Source organism: Roseovarius sp. ZX-A-9 (assembly GCF_028369135.1).
GTDB lineage: Bacteria > Pseudomonadota > Alphaproteobacteria > Rhodobacterales > Rhodobacteraceae > Roseovarius.
In genome coordinates this window covers 234,613-255,579 of record NZ_JAPWHW010000001.1, presented here as the reverse complement: position 1 = coordinate 255,579, position 20,967 = coordinate 234,613, and the positions used below count along the sequence as shown (strand labels likewise).

Here is a 20,967-nt window from a genome sequence, read left to right as displayed (position 1 = left end):
CTGCCGAATTTTGCCCGGGCGCTGCACTCTCAGCCGGATGCAAGGCATGCCCAATTAGGGGGATCCATGGGGGGGTCTGTAGGAATGAGCGGCGCGCGTTTTTTTGCGCCGCACCGTCGCGTGACGCGCTGGAAAAAGTCACGTGTCTTTGATGCTCCGGACGGTGTCCGGGGTGATGCTGCTTCTCGCACTCGCGAATTGTCTGCTGGCACCGCGGCCAATCCCGATTCCACCCATCATCTGAAATACACTCATCTGCGTGGCACCGTCTCGCGCCGTGTGCTGATGGAGACATTCGAGCCGAGGTTGCTGCTCTCGGCGGATCTCTTTCCGATTGCCGGGACGATTTCGGCGCGGGGTGAAGAGGACAACTACCAGATCACCTTTGCCGAACCGACGCGCGTCAGCTTTGACACGCTGACGCAATCCGAGTTGAGCTGGCGTCTGCGCGGACCGGGTGAGATCGACATCGGGACGACGCTGGACCGGGCTGATGGCTCTTCGCGCGGGGTGCCTGCGGTGCTGGATGTAGCGCGCGGGACATATACGCTCACCGTCTTTGGCTCCGAATCGCAGACCGGCGATTATGAATTCCAACTGAACGATCTGTCCGACGATCCGGTGCTGCCGATGGGCACGCCGGTGGCGGTGTCGCTGCCGCGCGGGACTGATAGCCTTGCCTGGACGTTTGATGGCCAGGCTGGCCAATTCTTCAATCTGGAATTGAGCGGCGTCACCGAAAGCCTTGATGCCACGATCAGCATCGTGTCGCCCACGGGGAGCACGATCCGCTACAGCAACCTTGCCTCGACCAATGTCACTCTGACCGAGACCGGACAATACGTGCTGTTGATCGACGGAAACATCACGCGCAGCGCGCCGGTGGCCTTCAGCATGGCCGCTACGCTGGGCAGTGACGAGCCGCGCGAATACGCCTTTGGCAACACGGCGAATGACACATTGGACACGCCGGGCGAACGGCATGTGCATCACTTCACCCTCGCTGCCGACACCCGTGTGGCGCTGTCGGGGAGCACGACCTTCGGGGCGCCCGCCTGGACGCTGCGCGGCAAGGCCGGCGAAATTGCCAGCAACCTGCGCCTGCCCTCTGTCGGCGCGCCGCTCATTCTGGATCTGGAAGCAGGAGAATACTGGCTGGTCACGACCGGCTATCAGGGGCGGACCGGGGCCTATGATTTCCAGATCGTGTCAGATGGAGCTTATGCCGGTACGCCGGTCGCGGCGACCGAGTTTGCGAGCACATTGGGTGCGCCGATCACCGGGACCTTCGCCGGTGCCGCGGGCGAGGAACACCGCTATGCCTTTACCGTGGGCGCAGATACCGACCTGATCCTAGAGATGCTCGATCGCAATTCGAATATCGAACTGGTGCTCGAGGGGGTCGGCGGGCAGGTTTTCGCCTTTAACGGCAACAGCTACTGGTCAGGCCTGCGCGATTTCGGCCGGGTGACGCCGGGCACCTACTGGCTGACGGTCCGGTCGCAGACAGAGGCGGCAGGGGCCTATGCGATGCGCTTGCAGGACATCGCGGCGGACAGCATACCGATCACTCTGGGCACTTCCTTTGCCGTAGCTCTTGATGCGGATCGCTCGGTCGAGGTGCGCACCGTCGATCTGCAAGCCGGCGACCGGGTGTTTTTCGATGTCACCGATTTTCAGGCCACGGCCGGCAACAACTTCAACTTCCGCGCCGATCTTTTTGCGCCTGATGGCCGTATGCTGGAATCCTTCACCCAATCGGTCAATTCAGGCGAGGCAGCGACAGTGCCGGTGGATGGCACCTACCGGATCGAATTCCGCCGTGACGACACCGCGCGTATCGAACGCATCGAGGCGACGCTGTACCGTACCAGCCATGTGACGCTGCCGCTGGCACTGGGCACACCCACGACCGTGACGCTCGATACACCCGGCAAGATCGTCGATTACGTGGTCGATATCGACGCGGCGACGAACGTGGTGTTCGATCGGCGCCGCTCGGTGGACAACAGCGGCGCGATGAATGTGCAACTGTTGGACCCGGACGGCAATTCGGTGTTTTCCCGCTCGGTCAACTCGACGTCCAATCTGGTGCGCGCGCAAGTCTATCCGGGCCGCTACATCCTGCGTATGTCAATGGGCGATGACGAAACCGGCAGCACCGAGATCGCGCTGTTGGATGATCGTACAGCGCCGCTGATCCCGCGTGGGATCGAGCAGACCGGCAGCATAGATCCCGGTGAGAGTGTGCGCCGCTGGGCCGTCGATGCGGTCGCCGGGCAGCGCACGGTGTTCGAATTCACCGAGTTCGCGGGCAAGACAACCTCCGGCAACCCGCATTTCCGGGTGTTCAGCCCGGAGGGCGACCAGATCGAGGATATCAACTTCAACGGCGGGGCGGTGTCGTTCGATCCGCCGCGTGATGGGCGCTATCTGGTCTTGATCGAACCGCAAACGGGGCAGTCCGCGCCGCTCACCTACGCCTTCACCATGCGCACGGCTCCCTTTGTCGAGGTGCCGATGACCGTGGGCACGCGCGTCGATGGCAGCATCCCGGTGCCCTTCGGGCGGACCGATCATGCGTTTTCGCTGGATGCCGAAACGCTGCTCTATTTTGATGCGCTCACCAACACGGGTGCGCGGGTCACGATCCTGGACAGCGAAGGCAATACGGTGCCGGGTCTGAGCACCGATTTCAACGTGTACAACGGCAGCGGGCGCAGCTTCCGGCTGGTGCAGGGGGACTATCTGCTGCGGATCGAGCCGGACGGGGCCGAGCCGGTCGATTACAGCTTTGTGCTGCGCGATCTGTCGGTCGGCACGGCGGTGCCGCTGGGCGATGAGATCACGCAATCGATGGACGAGAATGCGGTCGTGCGGTACTTTGACATTTCCACCCCAGGGCCGGTTTATGTCGACAGTACCGACAATAGCGGCAACGCCTACTGGCAGGTGCTGGATCCGTTCGGGAATGTCATCTCGGGGCCATCGGGGGCTGCCAGCGACATGGCGTTTTATGCCGTGGATTCCGGCCGCTATACCCTGATCATCGACGAACGTCCCGACCGCCCCAGCGGGTCCGAGGTCACGTTCCGTGTCACGCAATCGACCGTCTCGACCCGCGCGATAACACCGGGCACCGTCGTCACCGGCACGATTGACGCGCCGGGTGACACGGTGCGCCATACCTTCACGCTGAACAGCGCGAAAAAGCTGGCGTTCAAGGGCGAGATATCGACCGACAATCTGACCTTCCGGCTGGAGCGCAACGGCGTACCGCAGACCGACGCGGCCAGTTTCCGCCGCTATACCTTTGATCAGGCGCAGATGGATCTGATCCCCGGTGACTATACGTTGGTGGTCGAGTCCATCGGCGACTTCACCGGCGAGTACCGGTTCGAGTTGTTGGATTTCGCCGATGCGGTGGTACTGGCGGACAATGTCTCGCCCGGCCTGATCACCGTCGCGCCGCCAACCGGCGGGCACGTGTACCGCTGGGATGGGACTGCCGGGCAGATCGTCGAGTTTGAGCGCCTGTCGTCCAGCAACAATTTCTCGTTCGCGATGTATGACCCCGATGGCGGGCGGTTGTTCGAGTTCAACAGCTTCCGCGACGTGCCGAATATCCAACTGCGCAAAACCGGTGCCTATTACATCCTGGTCTACGGCTATGCCACCAACACGGGTGACGATGGCAGCTTTGCCTTTGCCATGCGCGAGACCGGCGCCATTGCGGCGGATCCGCCCAGCGGCACACCGCTGGCGCTGGGCGAAGTGGCCGTTGGTACGCTGGGTGATGCCAGCACGCCTGACAGCTACCTGATCACGCTGACCGAACCGACGCGGCTGATCATGGACGGGCAGACCAATTCGTCACGCATCACGCTGACCTTGCGCGACGCGTTGGGCGAGATCATGGCGCCGCGCACGATCAACAAATCGTCCTATGACGTCTATAGCCGCAGCGATCGGCAGAACGCGACATCGACGCTCGATCTGGCGGCGGGTGCCTATCAGGTTGATGTGGTGTCCAATACCGCCAGCGACGCCTATGCCTTCAGCTTCCTCGACGTCGACAGTGGCGTGCCTTTGCCGCTGGACGAGACGCAGACCGTCCTGACCGACCCCGCGAACAGCACGATCCTGTTTCATTTCGACGCCACCGAAGGTGAGTACGTCAAGCTGGACATGGTCAATAACGGCGCTGACAAACGCTGGCACATCATCGCGCCCGATGGCACCGAGGTCAGCGATGGCAATTTCCTGCTGAACACCGGTTTCCGGGCCAAGATGGCCGGGCGCTATGTACTGGTGATCGACGGGCATGGCGATGAGACCGTGCCCAGCACGGTCGATATCACGCGCCGTGATGGCACGCCCCGGCCCATCACCTTTGGTGCTGAGATGACGGCGAACCTGACGGGCAACGGCAGTGTCGAGCGCTACAGCTTTACCCTGGCGGAGAAGAAATCGCTCTATTTCGACAGCCGCTTCGTCAACTCCAACCGGGTCAACTGGCGGGTTTACGATGCCGAGGGGCGCGAGGTGGCGGGCGTTCGGATCGACAATGCCGATGGCCGCGATTTCCGCCTTGAGCCCGGTGACTACCAACTGGTTCTGAGCACGACCTGGCCCTACGACCCGTTCACCTTCCGCCTGCTGGATATGGGCGATGCGCAGGCGATCACGCTGGGTCAGGAGGTCACGGTGAACGAGCCGGTGGCGACCGACCGGCGCGTATTCTCGTTTGAGGGGATCGCAGGCCAGAATATCATCTTTGACCTGCTCAGCTTCTCGGGGAACAGCTACAGTGGCGAATTCCGCCTGATCAAGCCGAACGGGCATGAATTGCCTCGTCAGTCCATGACCGACCTCAGCCAGATACGTCTGGGTCAGACCGGCACCTGGACGCTGGTGATGCTGCCGCCCACCACCCGCGAAGGCAGCCTGGATTACAGTTTCCGCATTATACCGCAGCAGGAAGTGGTGCAGGCGCTCGAATTTGGCGAGCGCCGTCGGGATACCCCGCCCGATACCCGCGCGCGGATGATTTACACATTCACCAAGGCGACGGCGGGCGAGGTCTATTTCGATTCGCAACTGAACCATAGCAACGCCCTGTGGGAGATCCGCGATGCCAAGGGCATGGTGGTCGCCAGCAACATCTTCAGCCGCGACATCGGTGACAATTCGCGTGTCTGGCTCGGGGCCGGGGATCATACGCTGACCGTGCAGCGCACCGATGACCAGGTGACCGAACTGCCGTTCCGCCTGCTGGATCTGGCCACAGTTCCCGAAATCACGCCGGGCGCGCCGATTACGCCGGTGCTGAACCCCGGCAATGTGACGCAGGCCTTCCGCTTTGACGGGCAAGCGGGCCAGCGGTTTAAACTGGCGCTGGCGCAGGGCACGACCTACAGCGCGGGCTATCGTCTGCTGGGGCCAGATGGCCAAGAAGTATTTGCCGAGGTCAACGCGATCAGCGACCGTGACCCGTTCACCCTGCACCAGACCGGAACCTATGTGCTGCTGATCGAGGGTCGCGTGCAACTGACCGAGCCGTTCACCCTTGGGCTGAACCTGCTCGAAGTGCCGTACCGCGCGGCGGTGCCCGCCAGTAGCGCGGCGCGCGTGGCGCCCGATCTGGTGCCGTCGAGCGTTTCTGTCAGTGCTGCGGGACCGGTGCAGGCGGGCATGGACCTGACCGTCAGCTGGACCGAAACGAACGCCGGTGCCGTCGGGGTGGTGCCGGGCCGCGACCGGGTGATCCTGCGCCGCGTCGATACCGGCGAGATCGTTGGCGTGCGCGTCATCGCCGCGGGCACCGAGGTGCTGGGTGCGGGGGCCAGCGTGACGCGTCAGGCCACGCTCAACCTGCCCTCCGGCGCGCTGGGGGCGGGCGATCTGATTGCCGAGGTCGAGGTGGATATCGCCAATGACATTGACGAGACGGATGGTGGTATCGCCCCCGAACGGAACAACATCGCCACGGTCGCCTTTACCGCGCTCAACGATCAACTGGCCGATCTGGTGGTCGAAAATATCCGCGCCGAACCGGCCAGCGGGTACAAGCCCGGCGATACGGTCACGGTGCGCTGGACCCTGCGCAACACTGGCGGTTCGGATGTCACGCAGCCCTTCATCGACCAATTGCGCCTGCGCAACCTGACACCGCACAACGACCCGACGCTTGACGTGCAGAGCTTGGCCTATGACCCGGCTACAAGCGGAGTGATCGCGGCAGGGGCCACGGTGGAACGCAGCACGACCATCACCTGGCCCGATGGTGTGGACGGCACCGGCACGATGGGGTTCGAGATCACCACCGATCTGGACAACGCCGTGCCCGAGGATAATGACGCAGGCACCGGCGAGACCAACAACACGACCGTATTCGAAGTGATCAACGCCCCCGATCTGGTGATCGAAGGGCTGAAGATCGTCGAGGCCGATCCACAGGCGGGCGATACAGTTACCTTTACCTGGACCATCCGCAACGCGGGCACCGCCGATCTGCCGGTGCCGTTCCGCAGTTTGGTACAACTGACCAACCTTGATGCGCGTGACACGCCGGTGAACCAGCGGATTGATTTCGAGGCGGACGCGGGCGTGCTTTTGCCCGTGGGCGCGACCAGAACGCGCAGCTTTACCACGCAGTTGCCTGACGGGGCCTCGGGCACCGGCAATCTGCGGTTCCGAGTTTATGTGGACAATGGCAGCTCTCCTGCGGTGATCGAGGTCAACGCAGATGGCGACGCCGAGAACAACAACTTTGCCGAACTGTCCTTTACCTCGCGGGAACAGACCTATCCCGATCTGACCGTGACCGCGCCCACCGTGACCGGCGCAGCAGTGGCGGGCCGCATGGTTCAGCTCGACTGGCGCGTCACCAATGGCGGCGATGCAGGCGCGGGCGAACGGGTTGATCGGGTGATCCTGTCCTCGGATGAAACGTTGGGCAATGGCGATGATATCGTGCTCGACAATGTGACCCGCCCCGCACTGGCGGTGGGTGCATCGGACGATGTCAGCGTCAATGTGATGTTGCCGGGTGATCAGGTGGGTGATTTCCACCTCTTTATCGTGACCGACGCAGAGGGTGCTATCGTCGAAGGGGACGACGAAGACAACAATTCTGGTGGTCCGACGGCGCTGACCATCGCGCCCGGTGCCGCCCCCGATCTGGTGGTCGAGGCCGTGGCCGGCCCCAATGCCGCCAGCTGGGGCGAGAGCGTACCGGTGTCGTGGCGGGTGGGCAATGCCGGCACAACGGCCAGCGACTCCAATTGGCTGGACCGGGTCTATCTCAGCGAAGACGGCGTTTTCGATGAGGGCGACATCCTGCTGGCCGAGGTTGCAGCCCCCGCAGCGCCGTTGGTTCCGGGTGGCAGCTATACCGCCAGCGCCAATGTCAGCATTCCGCCCAATCTGACCGGGGCCTATCGTCTGATCGTGGTGACCGACGCGGCCAATACCCAGGCAGAAGGGCTGGGAGAGGGCAACAATCAGGGGCTGGCGCTGGAGCCGGTGGCGATCTCTGCCGTGCCCGCCGCCGATCTGGTGGTGCGCAATGTCGAAGGGCCTGCCGACGGGTCGCCAGGCGATGTGGTCCGGGTAACATGGCGCACCGAGAACGTGGGCGAGGCGACGGCCCGCGCGCCCTTTACTGACCGCGTTTACCTGAGCCCCACAGGCACGCTCAGCGGTGCGCGCTCGCTGGGAAATTTCACCCATTCCGCCGGGCTTGATCCGGGGCAGGGCGTCGATGTGTCATTGGATGTGACACTGCCTTCGCTGGCCGAAGGCACATGGCGTTTCCTGGTGGTCACAGACATCAACGGCCAGGTCTTCGAGGCCGGGCGCGAGGATAACGCGGCGCTGGATGATGATCCGTTCGGTCTGGCGACGCCCGATTTCCAGGTCACGAACGTATCCGCACCGGACGCCGCCACGTCGGATTCGGTGATCACGGTGAACTGGACCGTGCAGAACGCAGGCTTTGGCAATGCAGTGGGTGGCCGGGTCGATCGCATCCTGCTGTCGCGCGACGGTATCGCGGATGGCAATGACATCGTGCTGCACACCACCGCCGCGCGCGATGCGCTGGCCGCGGGCGGGAGCGATATGCAGAGCGTCGATGTCCGCGTTCCGATCGACGTCAGCGGCGATTGGCAACTGATCGTCGTGGCCGATGCCACTGACCGTAACGAAGAGCAGGCGCTGGAGAACAACAACCATCTGGCCCGTGCGCTGGCCGTGCAACTGGCCGATCATGCCGATTTGGCGGTGACAGAGGTGACTGCCCCGCCGCTCACCGTGGCCGATCCGGCGGTGATTACCGTCGGCTGGCGCGTCAGCAACATTGCCGATACGCGCGGCAAGGAAACCGGCTGGACCGATCAGGTCTGGGCGTCCAAGGATGATATTTTGGGCGACGCCGATGATATCCTGCTGGGCAGTTTCCTGCGCGATGGCGGGCTGGCACCGGGGCAGAGCTATGTCCGGTCCGAGGCGATCAACCTGCCCAGCGGTTTCTCGGAGCGGCTGAAAATTTACGTGGTGGCCGATGCCACGAATCTGGTTTTTGAAGACGGCAAGACGGACAACAACCGCGGTGTTCAGGACGGCTTTACCGATGTGGCGGTCAAACCCTATGCCGATCTGAAAATCACCTCGATCGAGGCGGCGGCAGCGGGCGTCTCGGGCACCGACCTGGAGGTCAGCTGGACCGTGCGCAACGACGGGATCGGCGTCACCGACCGCACCAGTTGGTCGGACGAAATTCTCCTGTCGCGCAATCCCGACGGCAGCGGCAGAGTGACCAGTGTGCGCTATACGCATCTGGGCAGCCTGCAGGTTGGCGACAGCTATCAGCGCACGGCGGTGATCCGGGTGCCCAATGGCGTCGAAGGACAGCTATACGTCAGCGTCGAAACCGCGGATATCGGCGCGCCGTATGAATTTGTTTTCGACGATAACAACGTTTCAGATCGGGTGCGGACAACCATCACGCTGGCCCCCACGCCCGATCTGCAAGTCAGCGACATCGCCACTGTAGAAACCTCGCCCGAGGGTGAGATCATCGACGTGGCATGGCGCGTCAGCAATGCTGGTGCTGCTCCGCTCGACGGCAGTTGGACCGATCGGCTGGTTCTGGTGCCCATCGACTCGTCAAAGCCCAGCATCACCGTCGGCACCTTTACCAATTCGCGCGCGCTGGCCGTTGGCGAGAGCTATCAGCGCACCGAACGGTTCCGCCTGCCGGAGCGGATCGAGGGGGCGTATCGCCTGACCGTGGTGACGAACTACAATCGCGGCATTTACGAGGAAGGGGCCGCAGCCGACAACAACACCGGCACCGATGACCGCCCCCTGACCGTGACGCTGAATCCGCGCCCCAACCTGCAGGTGGCAAGCGTCGTGATCTCGCCCGAGGTCAGCGCAGGTGGCGGACAGCAGGCGACATTCGAGATCATCAACCAGGGCAGTGTCGCTGCGACCGGCGCGTGGCAGGACAGCGTGTACCTGTCGCTGGATGACAAGCTGAGCAGTGATGACGTGCTGATCAGCCGCACCGGCAATCCTTTGGCGCTTGCTCCGGGCGAGAGCTACACCGTGGTATCCGATATCGGCACCATACCGTTGCGTTGGTCCGGCGACGCCTATGTGATCGTCTCCACCGACAGCAACGCAAAGGTGGATGAATACCCGGCGGAAAGCGACAACCAGCGCGCCGAGAAATTCAACGTGACCGCGCTGCCACGTCCTGATCTGGTGACCGGCAGCGTCGTGGCACCCGCGCAGGCGGTCTTCGGTTCCGAGATTGAAGTGCGCTACCGGGTGACCAACCGAGGCGCCGGTGACACGCTGGACGACACCTGGCGCGATACCATCTGGATTGCGCGCGATCCACGGCGGCCCAACACCTCGGCCTTTGTCGATGTCGGCGGGACGGATTTCCTCAAGGGTAACTCGGCGCGTCTGCTGGGCACGGTCACGCATACCGGTGGGCTGGCGGTGGGCGACAGCTACGAGATGACGGTTCGGGTGCGTATCCCCGCCGACCTGCCCAGCGGTCAGTATTTCATCACGCCTTGGTCCGACAGCTATGATGTGGTGGCCGAGGACACGCTGGCGATCAACATCAACCCCGATGATCCCAACGAGTTGGATAACAACAACTACAAGGGCCGGGCGATCGATATTCTGGGTTACACGCCGGTGCGCCCCGACCTAGTGATTTCGGATGTCACGTCAGAGGCCCCGGCCTTTGCCGGGACCGACCAGCTGACCATCGGCTGGACCGTCACCAATGACGGGCTGACCGGTACGCCGGACACATGGATTGACCGCGTCTACCTCAGTGACAGTGCCGTGCTCGGTGCGCCGGGCGAAACGCTGTGGCACCTGGGCGACGTGCGCCGCGAGGGTGGTATCGCCCCCGGCGAAAGCTACCGCGCCAGCGCCACCTTCGATCTGCCGCCGTCCGGGGCGGGGCAGTTCGTGCATGTCATCACCGACGCGTCGGTGCGCGGTCGCCAGGCGGTGGTCGAGGAAAACGAGGACAACAACCTGGCCACCGGTACGGCGGACGTGACCAATGCGCCCGCCGATCTGCGGGTGATCGCAGTCAGCGCCGCACCCGGCGCGACCTCGGGCGAGCCGCTGGCGGTCACCTGGACCGTGCGCAACGATGGTGCTGCGGTCTGGGACGGCACGCAATACTGGCGCGACGCGGTGTGGCTGTCGCGCGATCCGGTGTTTGACCGCAACCGCGCCACCTATCTGGGCGGTGTGATCCATCAGAACATCAGCGGTCTGGCCGCCGGTGCCAGCTATACCGAAACCACCGAAGTGATCCTGCCCGCGGGCAGCGATGGCGATTACTTCCTGCATGTGGCGACGGACGTGGCGAATTTCGGCAAGCTGCCGAATGGCGAGAACCTGGAGGGGCAGATCGACAGGGCGTCCGGTTTCTACACGTCATCTGTCTTTGAGGACGAGAATGACCCGTCCGGCAACTTTGGCCGGGGCAGCGTCGATATTACCTATGCCGAGCCGGATCTGGTGGTCAGCGCCTTTGACGTGCCCGCCGACGGCGCCAGCGGCGGACAGATCGCCGTCACCTACACCGTGACCAACCAGGGCAGCCGGGCAACGCGTGAAAGCCGCTGGTACGATCGGTTCTTTATCTCCGTCGATGGCGCGCTTGACCCGCAGGATCACATGATCGGCGAATTCCGGCGTGACGGGGCGCTGGGTATCGGTGAGAGCTATACCGAGACGGTGATGCTGGACCTGCCGCTGGGGCTGGAGGGCGATTACACCATCGTGATGGAGACCGATGCCACCTCGGACGAGGGCGGCACCTATCAGGCCTCGACCATTCGTGCGGGCCTGCGCGGGCTGCGTATCGTCAGCGACGACGTGGACGAGTTCGTGGGCGAAGGCAACAACCGCGCCAGCGCACCGATTGCTGTCGAGGCGGCAGAAACTGCCGATCTGATCGTAAGTGCACTGACCCTGCCGCAGCGCGGCGTCACCGGCCAGCCGCTGAATGTCTCTTATGCGATCACCAATGCCGGCGTGCGCTCCACCGGGGGCGGATGGCGCGATCTGATCTATCTCAGCCGGGATGAATCGCTTGATCCGCGCACGGATTTCTTCCTGGGGTTCCATGATCACCGCACCGCGCTGGAGCCGGGCGAAGTGCGCGAGATCGACCTGGCCACACGCCTGCCCAAGGGGTTGTCGGGCAGCTACTTCGTCTTTGTTCTCAGCGATCCGGTTTCGGGCAGCAACCCGGCGGGCAGCGTGTTCGAGGATGGTGCCGAGATCAATATTCGCGCCTCCGCCCAGCCGCTGCTGATCGAGCAGGTCCCGCCCGCCGATCTGATTGCCAGCGACGTTGCCATCGGGGGCGGTTCCGCGCCGGGCGCCCCGGTCAACGTGAACTGGACCGTGACCAACCAATCCGCTGCCGCCGCCAATGGCCGCTGGAGCGATGCGGTCTACCTGTCGCGGGACGGGACATGGGACATTGGCGATACTTTCCTTGGCCGGTTCGAGCATAGCGGCGGATTGGACGCGGGCGAGAGCTACGCAGGCAGCCTGACCGCCGATCTGCCGATCCTCAGCGACGGCGCATGGCGGGTGCTGGTGCGCACCGACGCGCGCAACGAGGTATTCGAGGACGCGTTCGAGGCCAACAATACCACCGCTGGCGCCAACCCGATCAACGTTGAAAGCCCGCTCATTCCGCTGGGGATCGACCGGGTCGTGGCGCTTGATGGAGCGTCCGAGCGGCTCTTCCGGATCGAAGTGCCGGCAGGAGAGACACTGCGCGTGTCGCTGTCCGGCGGCGATCCAAATGTGCCGAACGAAGTGTTCGTCAAGGCCGGATCACCGCCCAGCCAGTCCGATTTTGACGCCAGCCACGACACCGTTTTCGGAACGCGGCAAGAGGCGATCATCTCGTCCACCGAGCCGGGCATCTACTACATCCTCGTGCGCAGCTTTGGCGGCGATGACGCCACGCCAGAGACGGATCATGTGCTGCGCGCCGAAGTGCTGCCGTTCCAGATTTTGTCTGTCAGCCCGGATCAGGGGGGATCGGCGCGGTTCGTGACCATGACCATCGATGGTGCAGGCATCCTGCCCGGTGCGGTGGTCAAGCTCAGCCGCCCGGGGGTGGCCGAATTCCTGCCCGTGTCGCTGAAACGGATCGATGCCACGCGTGTGATTGCGACCTTCGATCTGGAAGGGGCCGAGCACGGTCTTTACGACGTGATCGTGACCAATGCCGACGGGGCCGAGGCGGTATTGCCCTACCGCTACCTGGTGGAACGCCAGGTAGAGCGCGACGTGACCGTGGGCCTTGGCGGGCCGCGCGTGGTGCCTGCGGGGCAGGCGGGGTTCTACAGCGTTTCGGTTGACAGCCTGACCAACGTCGACACCCCCTATGTGTATTTCACCTTTGGCGCGCCCGAGATCGGCACCAGCGACATGGTCTACGGCCTGCCCTTCCTTGAATTCGCCACCAATGTCGGCGACGGATCGGATGCACCTGCCGACGGGCTGACCGGGGCGCAATCGGCGGTCAATCTGGGCGGGCAACTGCTGGCACCGGGTTATGCGTTCGATCTGGCCGCCGAGGGTCAGGCGCAGATGACATTCGCGGTGCAGACCTACCCCGGCTTGCAGGCGCTGATCGATCGCGATTTCGAGGGGATCAAGACGTATCTCTACAACCGCTTCCCCGATCTGGAAGAGACTGACGCGCTGGCGAGCGGCGTTGATGCACTGGAGGCGGTCGATCCGCTGATCCACGAGATTTTCACCGACCCCGGTTTCGACGTTATCTCGGGCGATCTGCCTTGGTATCTGCCGTTCCAGTTCAACGTGGTGGCGGCGGCCACACCGATGACCCGCAACGAATTTGTCGCCGCACAGCGGGCCGAGGCCGAAAAACTGCGTCAGGCGGTGCTGGCTGATGCCGGTGCCACGCCCGCGTTGCAAACTCTGGCCGCCGATGCGGATGCGTGGACGGACGGATTTCTGGCCGCGCTGGAAACCGCCGGATTGTTGCGGGACGAGGCCGACGCCCCCCCCGTTTTCGAACAGACCCGCGTCACGAGCCTGATTGCGCAGCTTAGCCAAGGTCTGCTGCTCGGTCCGGCAGGGGATGAGGTGCGCAGCGGCGGTGATCTGGTCGACTTCTACGCGCAGGTGCGGGGCTGGTACGGGGATACGCCCGATCAACTGGCCCCGATTGACCGCTATGACATCCGCCTGCCGCCGCAAGGCTTGCCCTTTGACGTGCCGGTCGCGGCGCTGCCGGACTTTGCCGATTTCGATCAGGGGCTTTCCCGTCCGACCACCTTTACCGCCTTCAACGTCTATTCGCCGTGGCTGGGCGAGGGGGCGGTCAACCTGCCCGATTTCGGCTCGGATGCCACCACCAGCGAGCTTGAGGCGCTGGATCTGGACCGCTTCCGCGAGATCGCGGGCATCGCACAGGGCGAGGGCGCGGCATGGCTGCGTGGCCCGGTGGGGGCGGGCGACGACAATTGGGTGCCAGAGGATGCGGCCCTGCCGCATGAGGTGGGTTTCGAGCTGGACGAAGCCAGCCCGCGCCCGGCGCGCGAGTTGCGCATCGTCACCACGCTGGACGAGGGGCTGGACGCGCGCAGCTTCCGCCTTGGCGGGCTGACGCTGGGCGATCTGACGGTGCAGGTGCCGCCCGGTCGGCTGGTCTATCAGACCGATATCGACCTGAGCGCCACGCGCGGTTTCGTGCTGCGCGTCTCGGCGGGCATTGATCTGGACAGCCGCACCGCGTCCTGGCTGGTACAGGCTATCGACGTCGCCACCGGCGAGGTGCTGGAAGGCGAGGGGGCGAATGGCCTGCTGCGCCCGGGCGAGGCCGGTTCGGTGCGCTATACGGTGCTGGCGGACGAGGACGCCGCCAGCGGGGCCGTTGTTGCCGCCGAGGCACGGGTGATCCTGGACGTCAGCGCACCCGAGGACACCGATCCCTATACCTACCGTCTGGATCAGGGCGCGCCGATCACCAGCTACGATGCGCGGCGCATTCCCGGCACCAGCGATTACCGCATCACCTGGTCCGCCACTGACGAGGCGGGCGGATCCGGTGTGCGGGATGCCAATATATACGTGTCGCTTGATGACGGCGATTTCCGCATCGTCGCGCGCAACGAGACCACCGGCGAATTCATCTACACCGCGCCCGATGGCGCAACGGTCGAAGTGCTGGTTCTGGCCCGCGATGTGGCGGGCAATCGCGCCGCGGCTCCTCCCGGTGTCGCGGCGAGCGGTGATATTGGGCAGGACGTGGTCGATCTGGGCGGCAGCGATGTAGGGTCAACGACCCAGGCCGCGCCGCTGCCCGTGGCGGATGGCGCGCTGCCAGAGCCGGTCAATGCGCTATTTGTTCAGGCGCTCGAGGGCGTGCCTGCGACCATATCGCCGCTGCGGCCGGGGATGTTTGCCACCGCCGTTGCCCCATTCGCGTTCGAGGCGTTCGTGGGCAGCCTGCCCGGCAGTCAGGGCGGGATCGGTGCACTGGCGGTGCTGGGGCTGGAGGATGGCTCTGTGCTCTATTCCGGCGGGCCGGACCGGGCGTGGCTCTACCGCGTGGATGCCGAGGGCGCGGGCGGGGCAGAGCCGCTGTCGCGTCTGGGTCTGCCGATCTACGACCTGGCGCAGGCACCAGACGGGCGGCTTTGGGCCACGTCGGGCGGTGGTGCGCTGCTGGAACTGGACGCCGACACCGGCGAGATCATCGGTCAGTACGGTGACGGGATCACCCAGTCGGTGACGGTGGGCGCGGATGGCACCATCTATGTCTCCACCGGCGACGGCGTGGCGATCTTCAACGCCGCGACCGAAACATTCACGGCCTTCTCGAATACCCGCGTCGATGATCTGGCCATAGCCCCCGATGGCAGCCTCTGGGGCACCAGTTGGCCGGATCGGGGCCGGGTGCTGCGGTTTGGTGCAGACGGTCAGGCAGAGGTGATCGCCCAGGTGCCCGCGCCGCTCGATTCGATCACCTTCGGCACGCCGGGCACCGAGTTCGCCGGGCTGGCGCTACTGACATCGGTGCGCGACGGCGCCGGGGATGCGGCATTGTCGCGGATATTTGCACTGGATGTGGCATCACATCAGATCGTGTCGGTGGCAGCCGCGCCGATCCGTGGCGAAGGTATCGCGGCGCTGAACGATGGCCGGGTGATCGTTGCGCATGGCACGGGGCTGGATGTGCTGCGCCCGCTTTATGCGCCCGAAGTGATCGCCAGTACCCTTGTTGACGGGCAGATCGTTTCGCAGCCGGTTGCCAGCTTCAGTTTCCGGTTCGACGACGACATGGCGACAAGCGGCGCGGGCTCGGTGCTGGACCCGGCCAATTTCGCACTGATCGACGGCAATGGAGAAATCCTGCCGATCACATCGGTGGATTACGACAGCGATCTGCGCGAAGTCACGCTGCGCTTTGCCTCGCTGCCTCGGGGCATCTATGCGGTGTCGATCGCAGCCGACGTGCAGAGCGCGCGCGGCGTGGCGATGGGCGCGCCTTACACGGTAGAATTCACGCGGTTGCAGGACGCCACCGCAAACGTGCGGATCGAGTATCAGAACACCCGGTACGACCGGCAGACCGGCACCGCGACCTACGAGGTGATCGTCACCAATATCGGCGCGCGCCCCTTGCTGGCGCCGCTGCAACTGACGCTGGATGCCGCTGACCCGACCGGCAGTGGCATACCCCTCAGCGGGGTGCGGGCCAGCGACCTCTGGTTGATCGACCTGACCGATGCGATTGGCGAGGATGGTATCCTCAGCCCCGGCGAAAGCGCCACCGCGCTGGCGGTGACGCTGTTGCTGGAGGCCGGGCAGCGCGGTGCGTTCGAGCACGGGGTGCGTATCCTGCCGGGCAGCAACTCGGCGCCGGTGATTCTGGAGGACATGCCGACCGAAGCCGAGGTCGGGACCATGTATGAGCACACGTTCCTGGCCGCCGATCTTGAGGGCGATTCCATCGGGTTCGTTCTGGTCAGCGGGCCGGATGGCATGGTGGTGGACCCCGAGACCGGGCGGCTGACCTGGACACCGGATGAGAACGCGGCGCCCACGACTCCGGTGGTACTGCGCGCCTATGACGATGCCGGCGGGTTCGGAGAGATCACTTGGGAAATCACCATCGAGGAGGGGTTGAACAGCGCGCCGCAACTCGAACAGCCCACGGCACTGATCGAGCTCGTCGAGGGCGAGCAGATGCGGCTGCCGTTCCTCGCGTTCGACGACGATCTGGACATGCTGCTGCTGTTTGCCGACAAGCTGCCGCGCGGCGCGTATCTGGATCAGGACCGGCAAGAGCTGGTCTGGACCCCGCAACCGGGGCAGCGCGGGTTGTATCAGGGGGTGACCATCGGCGTCAGCGACGGCGCGGCGCAGACCACGGCCAGTTTCGACATCGTGGTGCGGCCCGGCAATAGCGCCCCCGTTGTGGCGACCCCCCTGCCGCTGGAAGTGCGCGAAGGCGATCCCCTGCGCATCGCGATCACCGCCGCAGACCCCGAGGGCGGCGCGCTGCGCTACAGCGCGCCGGTGCTGCCTGCAGGCGCGGTGATCAACCCCGAAACCGGCGTGCTGGAATGGACGCCGGGCTATACCCAGATGGGCAATTACGAGGTGCCGGTCGACGTGACCGACGGCACCGGCACGACGCGCGTCGTGCTGCGGATCAACGTCGCCAACGCCAATGGCGCGCCGGTGATGCAGGGCTTTGACGACTGGACGCTCACCGAGGGGCAGGCGCTCTTCTTCCGCACGGCGGCACTGGACCCTGACAATCCCGATTATATCCTGCCCGAACGCGACCCGGATGGGGCGTTACTGCATTACGAAGGGTCGCAACGCGAGAGCGTGAGCTATACCCTGACCGGCCTGCCGGACGGGGCCAGCTATGACGCGGGCACCGGGCAGTTCATCTGGCAAACCGGCTTTGCCGATGCTGGCCGCTACGTGATGCGCCTGACGGCCACCGATGATGGCGACGGCACCGGTGTGGCGGCCAGCCGCAGCATCGACATCACCATCAATGTCGAGGATCTGAACCGTCCGCCCGAACTGCCCGATCTGCCGAACCGCACGGTTGCGGGGGGCGAGGTGATCGAGATCCCGCTGACTTCCGTTGACCCCGACGGCAACCTGCTGCGCTTCGAGGCGACGGCGACCCGCGCGGCGGGTGCCGACCAGCTGGACCTGGATCCGACGCCGATCCCGCTGGATGGTTCTTCGCCGTTCGGCCAACTGGTGACGTCGGCAGGCGGCGAAGTCACGCTGCGCCTGACGCCGCAGGAACTGGACCGGGGCGACTGGCGCATCGACCTGCGGGTCGAGGATGACGGCAACGGGACGGCGGCCAACGCGCAGCGCGACGAAGGCAGCTTTGTTCTGACCGTGGAGGCGTCGAACCTGGGGCCGGTGCTGGCGCCGGTCGGCGGGCTGGTCGCGGTGCCGGGGCAACAGCTGGAGTATGAATTCACCGCTACGGATGCAGATCGCGATCCGCTGACCTTCAACATTGCGGGCCTGCCTGAGGGGGCCGTGCTGAGTGCCGGCAACGGCTACGGCCGTGCGGTCCTGCGCTGGACACCGACCGAGGCAGATATCGGCGCGCATACATTGACGCTGAAAGTGACCGATACTGGCGCGGGCGTACCGGGCAATGCACTGAGTGATACGTTGGTGATCCCGGTGACGGTGCGCGCGGTCAATGGCGGCCCGATCCTGCAACCGATCGGTGATCTGACCGTGGCCGAGCTGGACACGCTGACGCAGACCATCAGCGCGGCGGACCCCGAGGGCGATCCGCTGACCTTCTCGGCCACCGGCCTGCCGGTGGGGGCAGAGATCGACCCACTGACCGGGGTAATCACCTTCACGCCGCACAGTTTCCAGTCGGGCGTCTACGAGGATATCGTCATCACCGCCAGCGACGGGCATACGGCGGCGACCGAGACGATCAAGCTGACCGTGACCAATACCAACCGCGCGCCGATCTTCGTGCAGACCCCGCCCCAGACTGGCCGCGAGGGCGCCGAGTTCGGCTTCCGCCTGCTGGCGGGCGATATCGACGGTGACGGTGTCGTGTTCGAGCCGGTGGGCGCGTTGCCCCGTGGCGCGACACTTGACCCGATCACGGGCGAATTCCGCTGGACGCCAGACTACGCGCAGGCGGGTGACTACACGATCAAGGTCCGGGTGCGCGACGCCGCCGGAGCCGACAGCGAACAGGATGTGTCGGTCAAGGTGCTGAACCGTAACCGCGCGCCGGTGCTGAACCTGCAAAATCGCGCGGTGGTGCTGGGCGAGACGCTGGAATTGCATGTCGGTGCGACCGATCCCGATGCCGATGACGTGCTGACGCTGGCGGCCGAAAACCTGCCGGACACCGCCAGCTTTGATCCCGCGACGGGCATTCTGACCTTCCGGCCCGAACTGGGTGATCTAGGCGACAACGTGGTGCGGATCACCGCCTTCGATGGCACGGACACCGTCAGCCGCAACATGGTACTGCGCGTCACCCGCGAGGCGCAATTGCCGACCGCCGTGCTGGACGTGACGCCGCGTTTCCCGGCCCGGCCGGGCCAGACGGTCACGCTGTCGGTGGCGGGATCAGGTTTTGTCCCTGTCGTGTCCTACCGGCTGACCATCGACGGGCAAGAGGTGGCGCTGAGCGATCTCAATCGCGCCAGCTTTGTCCCCGATGCGCCGGGCCGGGTGACGGCGGTGCTGGAAGTGACCGATGCCGACGGGCGCGTGGGCACCACGACCAAGGTGATCGCCGTACGCGATGCCACCGACCGCGACGCCCCCGATCTGGCGCTGGATATTGCCGATGGCGCGGTGCTGTCTGCCGGTCCGGTGATCGGCAGTGTCCTTGACCCGAGCCTGGCAAACTGGCGCGCGATCCTGGTGCCCGCCTCGGGGCCCGCCATTCTGCTGGGCGAAGGGGACGGTCCGGTCACGGACGGTCCCGTGGGGCAGCTTGATCCGGGGCTGGTACAGTCGGGTTTCTACACTCTGCGGCTGGAGGCGGTGGATGTGGCTGGCCTGGCATCGGTGCTGGAACGCAAGGTCGAGGTGCTGCCGTCAGCCTCGGCCACGTTGCGCCGTGCCGAGGTTGACGCGACGGTAGAGCTGGGCGGTGCCACGCTGGACCTGACGCGGATCTACGATGCCCGAGATGCTGGCAAATTTGGCGATTTCGGCGCGGGGTGGAGTGCCGGGTGGACCGATCTGGCGCTGGATGCGGGGCCTGCCAGCGGGCAGCACCGCGCGCTGCGCGAGGGCGACCGGGTGCATCTGACAGCGCCCGACGGCACGCGGCTGGTCTTTACCGCCGAGTTCGAAACGCAACGCATTGCCGGTCTGGACCGCGCGATACTGCGGTTTGCCAGCCCCACGGCGGGCTACACCCTGAGCCATGATGGCCCGCTGCTGACCGAGAGCGAAGGCGGGCTGTATTCCGTCGTCTCGGGCCTGCCCTACACTCCGTTCGGGCGGGGCGGTGAGGTTCTGACGCTGGAGCTGCCTGATGGCACGGTCTGGCACGCTGACGGATCAGGATCGGTCAAGGCGGTCGAGACGGGTGGCGTGCGCCTGATCATTGCCGATAGCGGGATCATCGCGCCGGATGGCAGCGCGGTGCAGGTGGTCAGCAATCCGCTGGGCGGCATTGCCGGGCTGACGTTGCCCGACGGATCGCGGCGCATCTACCTTTATGACGATGCCGGCCGGTTGAGCTTTGCTGGCGGGTCGGGTGTCGGGGCGCCGATGCTCTACGCCTACGAGGCAGGAGCGGGCGGGCGGCTGATCGCGGCCACCGGGCCGGAGGGCGCGCATTATCGCTATGACGCGGATGGCAGTGTGACGGTCAGCACCGCGATGCATCATTTCGGCACATTGGCCGAGGCCGCACCGCGCAGCGTCGTGCTGGGCGCGGGCGAAAGCGACGGCAGCACGCTGGCAATCCGCACCAGCGAGCTTGAGAGTGCCAGCGGGCGCATCCTGTTGCGGGTGGCGATTGACGGGCCCGCCCCCGCCGGGCTGACCCTCAGCGGGATGGAACCCGAGAGCGTGGAGCGGTCAGGCGGAACCACCGTGGCGCTCTTTGCCGTCGAGGCGTCGGGCCTCTTTGGGCTGGAACTGACCGGCGGCGCGGCGGGCACCTACCGGATCGCTATCAGCGCGGCGGGCGATCTGAACGGTGACGGGGCGGTGAACGGCACTGATCTGGGCGCGCAGGATACGGCCCCCACGGATATCAATAGTGACGGCGTCGCGGATGCGGCAGACCGGGCGCTGCTGTTGCAGAACTTCGGGCTCTTGCCCAATTCGGCGCCGGTGCTGACCCCGCAGGCGCAAAAGACCTACACG

Annotated in this window: 1 protein-coding gene (only partly in view); it reads left to right on the top strand. The window is 65.1% G+C overall.

Features of this window, described 5'->3' with window-relative positions:
- Positions 1–120 precede the first annotated feature (120 nt).
- Positions 121–20,967, top strand: partial view of a CARDB domain-containing protein gene (locus tag O3306_RS01105; protein ID WP_272002090.1) — the 5' portion only. It continues 13,899 nt past the right edge of the window; 20,847 of the gene's 34,746 nt are visible here — the first part of the coding sequence; it begins with the start codon at positions 121–123; the stop codon falls past the right edge of the window.